Below are 3474 nucleotides of genomic sequence, written 5' to 3' on the forward strand. Positions count from 1 at the left end.
GCCTGTCTCGCCTGACCGATCGCCTCGATCAGCGCGCCATGGATCGACGGCATGCAGCGGATCGACAGCGGGTCCTGCAAGGTGGTCGGCGCCGGCGCGTCGTCTCGGGCGAGCAGATCGTGCAGCACCTTGGCTGCTTGCTGCTGGCCTGCCGCCGGACGCGCCATATGCAGGCGCGGATCGAGGATGGTGCGGTTGGCACCGATGCCTTCCATGGTCAGCGCACCGGCCTGCTGTTGCCGGGCAAGGGCGGTCAGCGCATCCGTCACTGCAAGCGCGCCGCTGCCGGCGGATACCGCCGAGGCGTTGATCAGCGACAGGCCGTCCTTCGGCGCCAGGCCGATGGGGGCGAGGCGCGCCATCATCAGCGCCTTGGCCGCCGGCATGAGACGGCCCTGATAGTCGGCTTCGCCATCGCCAGTGAGCATGCGGGCGAGTGCCGTCATCAACACCAGGTCGCCGGCGCCGATCGAGCCGAGCGACGGCATGACGGGATGGACGCCGGCATTGAGCGCGTCGACCAAAGCGACGAAGACGGAAGGCGACAGGCCGGAGCCGCCGACCGAGAGCATCGCGGCGCGGGCGGTCATGGTTGCCCGCACGGCTTCGACCGGCAGCACCTCGCCGACGGCGCCGCTGCGTCCTTCAAGCAACTGGCGCTGGAAGGCGCCGGCGTTGCCGTCGACCGCGGTGCCGAGATTGGCGCCGAGCCCGGTGTTGAGGCCATAGATTTGCTGGCCGGACGCGGCGGCTTGGTCGAGCACTTTTCGTGCCTTTTCCAGCCTGCCGATGACATCGGGTCCAATCTCCACCTTGCGCCCATCGCGGGCGACCGCAGCGACATCGTCAATACCGACACCGGTTCCGGTGAGGACGAGCGCGCTCATGCGAAGCGCAGCCGCTGGCCGATGCCTTGCACTTGGGCCTTGGCCAGCATCGCCTTACCCAGCGCAATGTCGGACAGCGACAGGCCGCGATGCCAGAACAGGATCGTTTCGGCGTCGCTTTCGCGCCCGGCTTTCAGACCGGCGGCGATCTGGCCAAGCTCGGCATGCAGCGTCTTCTCGCTCAGCCGCCCGGTCTCGACATGGGCGCGCAGCGAGCCGAACTTGCCGCCCTTGCACTGGCCCCAATCGTCGACGACGATCTTCTGCATAATATCGGTCAACGACAGTTCCACCGCGCTCATCGTGCCGTAGGGCACGACCAACGCGCCGGGCTTGATCCATTCGGTCTTGAGCAATGGCTGCGGCTCCGGCAACCGCGAGGCCTCGACGACAATGTCGGCGCCCTCGATGCAGCTTTTCCAGTCGGCGACCGCCGTCACCGTCTTGCCGAGATCGGCGGACAGTCTGGCGGCAAAACCGTCGCGGCTTTCCGGGCGGCGCGAATGGACGCGGATCTCGTCGAAATCGAAGAGATAGTCGAGCAGGCGGACATTCCAGTAGGCGGTGCCGCGCGCGCCGATATGGGCCAGCACTTTGGAATTCTTTCGCGCCAGATGCCTGGCGCCGATGGCGGTGACGGCGCCTGTGCGCATGTCGGTGATGACGGTGGCGTCGAGGATGGCGCGCGGCGCGCCGGTGCGCGGGTCGAACAGGTTGAGGATGCCGAATTCGGAAGGCAGGCCATGCAGGTAATTGTCGACATAGTCGCCGACGATCTTGACGCCGGCCGTGTCGAGCGGCGCTACGTAGCCGCGCAACACGTTGAAATGGCCGTGGAAGGACGGGTCCGGCTCGAGATGGACGCGCGGTTCGACCACCGTCTGGCCCTTGCCTTGCGCCACCAGGCCAGCCTCGACGGCGGCAATGATTTCGCCATCAGTCATGGCAAGGGCGTCGATGTCGAGGGCATTGAGGTAGTCGATGTAGATGGGCTTCATGTTACGCGGACACTTTCCTCGGCCACCCCGTTCATCCCATAGCAGGCCAAGGCGGGACACGAAAGTTTGTTGCGAGGTCTCTGGACGCCGCCGGTGAGATGCTGTTCAAACCGGTTCCGTCATGACAGCCGTTCCCGAGACCGCAACCTTATCCGAAACGGCCACCAATGCGCGGCGCGTGGCGCTGATCGTCGCCATCGCCTTCTTCATGCAGTTTCTGGATTCGACGATCATCTCGACCTCGCTGCCGCAGATGGGGGCTTCCTTCGGCGTGTCGGCGGTGGCGATCAGCATCGGCATCACCGTCTACATGCTGACCATGGCCGTATTCGTGCCGCTGTCGGGCTGGCTCGCCGACCGGTTCGGCGCACGCAACATCTTCCTGCTGGCGATCGTCCTGTTCACCCTGGCCTCGCTTGCCTGCGGCGTCTCGCAAAACCTGACCCAGTTCGTCGCCGCACGTGTCGTGCAAGGGCTCGGCAGCGCGCTGATGACGCCGGTCGGGCGCATCCTGGTACTGCGTAATGCGTCGAAGTCGGAGCTGCTGAACGCCACGGCACTGATCACCTGGCCGGCGCTGTTTGCGCCGGTGATCGGGCCGGTGCTTGGTGGCTTCATCACCACCTATCTGTCCTGGCACTGGAATTTCTTCATCAACATCCCGCTTGGCGTGGTCGGGTTGGTGCTGGTCGCCCGCTTCATTCCGGGCGATCGCGAAGCCGACCCCAAGCCGCTCGACTGGCCGGGTTTTTTCCTGACATCGGCGGGGCTTGCCTTGCTTCTCTATGGCCTTGAACGCATCGCGCACCCGGAGGACGGCGTTCTTCCGACGGTGCTGCTGGTCGTAGCCGGCATCGTCATCGGCTGGCTGGCGGTGCGGCATCTCAGGCGCGCGCCGCATCCGCTGCTCGATCTCTCCTCGTTCAAGGTGCTGACCTTCGCCATCTCGACGCTTGCCGCCGGCACCATTTTCCGGGTGGCGATCAACGCCACGCCGTTCCTGTTGCCGCTGCTGTTCCAGGTCGGCTTTGGCCTCTCGTCCGTCGATGCCGGCTTGATGATCCTGGCCTATTTCCTCGGCAATCTCGGCATGAAGACGGTGACGACACCAACGCTGCGCCGTTTCGGCTTCCGGTCGGTGCTGGTCGTCAACGGCCTGATCGCTTCGGCGGCGATCATGGCATGTGCTGCGATCTCACCGCAGACGCCGCAAGCGCTGGTGGTGGCGTTGATGCTGATCGCCGGCCTGTCGCGCTCGATGCAGTTCACCGCGCTCAACACACTGGCCTTCGCCGACATCGATGCGGCGCAACGAAGCTCGGCGGCGACGCTGTCCTCGATGCTGCAGCAGGTGGCGATGCTGTTCGGCGTCGCGGTGGCGGCGGCGATCCTCAATTTGTCGCAGATCGCCAGGGACCGGCCGGCCCTCGATCTTGTGGATTTTCGAGTGGCCTTCCTGGCGATCGGCGCCATCGGGCTGGTGGCGGCGTTGCGTTTTCTCGTGCTGCCGCCAGGTGCGGGCGCGGAGGTTTCCGGCCACTCGCCGGGAAATTGAGATCGATTTTTCCGCCTAATGCGGAGATAAATTC

The 3474-nt window shown here is 65.4% G+C and carries 3 protein-coding genes; 1 reads left to right on the forward strand and 2 read right to left on the reverse strand.

The window, feature by feature from the left end; translation table 11 throughout:
* Together EN750_RS24310 and EN750_RS24315 are read right to left on the reverse strand one after the other, a co-directional pair.
* The coding region (locus EN750_RS24310; RefSeq protein WP_189526423.1) for an aromatic amino acid lyase at positions 1-887 on the reverse strand (887 nt) is incomplete at its 3' end.
* On the reverse strand, positions 884-1885 hold the full coding sequence (locus EN750_RS24315; RefSeq protein ID WP_127397914.1) for an ornithine cyclodeaminase family protein: 1002 nt from the start codon (positions 1883-1885) through the stop codon (positions 884-886). The genes EN750_RS24315 and EN750_RS24310, both read right to left, overlap by 4 nt.
* A 121-nt stretch (positions 1886-2006) precedes the next feature.
* Here EN750_RS24315 and EN750_RS24320 point away from each other — a divergent pair, with 121 nt between their 5' ends.
* Entirely contained in the window at positions 2007-3440 is a 1434-nt protein-coding gene (locus tag EN750_RS24320; protein ID WP_127397916.1) for a DHA2 family efflux MFS transporter permease subunit, read from the forward strand.
* The last annotated feature ends 34 nt before the right edge of the window (positions 3441-3474 follow it).

The organism is Mesorhizobium sp. M7A.F.Ca.ET.027.03.2.1 (assembly GCF_003999175.1).
In the GTDB taxonomy this organism is placed as follows: Bacteria; Pseudomonadota; Alphaproteobacteria; order Rhizobiales; family Rhizobiaceae; genus Mesorhizobium.

Coding starts and splice junctions, on each gene's coding strand:
- EN750_RS24315 (WP_127397914.1), bottom strand. CDS start 1,885: ATGAAGCCCATCTACATCGACTACCTCAATGCCCTCGACATCGACGCC.
- EN750_RS24320 (WP_127397916.1), top strand. CDS start 2,007: ATGACAGCCGTTCCCGAGACCGCAACCTTATCCGAAACGGCCACCAAT.